2 protein-coding genes are annotated in these 832 nt (G+C 41.1%); both read right to left on the reverse strand.

All coding sequences use genetic code 11. From position 1 onward, the window contains the following. Positions 1-169 (reverse strand): DHH family phosphoesterase (locus ACLOR3_RS00195; RefSeq protein ID WP_412036983.1); only part of this gene is annotated, 169 nt, incomplete at its 3' end. Positions 170-297: 128 nt separating this feature from the next. Continuing rightward, positions 298-832 (reverse strand): radical SAM protein (locus ACLOR3_RS00200; RefSeq protein WP_412036871.1); only part of this gene is annotated, 535 nt, incomplete at its 5' end.

The raw sequence follows: 832 nt of genomic DNA on the forward strand, positions 1-832 counted from the left end.
CCACACCAAAATAGTCCAACACGAAAGCTGTTTCTTCATTTGGAGTTCCAAGAGCCACTGCTTCTGTATCCAAACCATAAGCTTCTTTTGCAAGATAAGCAAAAGCTACAGATGAGCCGATGGCATCTGAGTCAGGATTTTGGTGACCAAAAACGAGAATTTTTGACATGTTTCTACCTCTTCATTTTCATTTGTATATTCACTCTATTTTAGCACGTTTTTCCGTTTAAAGAAAGGGAATAGTGATGCTTTTCATCAGAAAAAGACAGCTGGAAGGACCAACTGTCTCGATCTATTTTATCCTTTAACCCGTTTCAAGTAATCTTGGTAACTTTCAGTTTCCATCAAGTCCTTCGCATTTTGGACCCGTTCTTTTGTCGGTGGTTTCACACCCTCCAACTTGTAAGGAATGCCCAATTCCCGCCATTTGAACTCACCCATGGTATGGTAAGGCAAGATCTCAAATTTATCGACATTTTTAAGGGTTTTAACAAATTTCCCAAGTTCGATCAAATCATCATCTCGGTCTGTAAGCCCAGGGACCAAAACGTGACGAATCCAGACGGGTTTTCCAATATCAGACAAATACTTGGCACAGGCTAAAATATTCTTGTTCGTTTGACTGGTTACAAATCTGTGCCGTTCATCGTTAATTTCCTTGATATCCAGAAGCACCAAGTCTGTCACTGCCATTAATTTATCAAATTTTTCCAGGTAACGAGGGGTATTGCGGAAAGGCAGAGCACAGGTATCCAAGGTACAATGAATGCCCAACTCTTGAGCCTTGGTGAAGAGGGCAATCAAAAAGTCAATCTGCAAGAGGGCTTCTCCA

This window comes from Streptococcus intestinihominis, from assembly GCF_046824975.1.
Taxonomy (GTDB): Bacteria; Bacillota; Bacilli; order Lactobacillales; family Streptococcaceae; genus Streptococcus.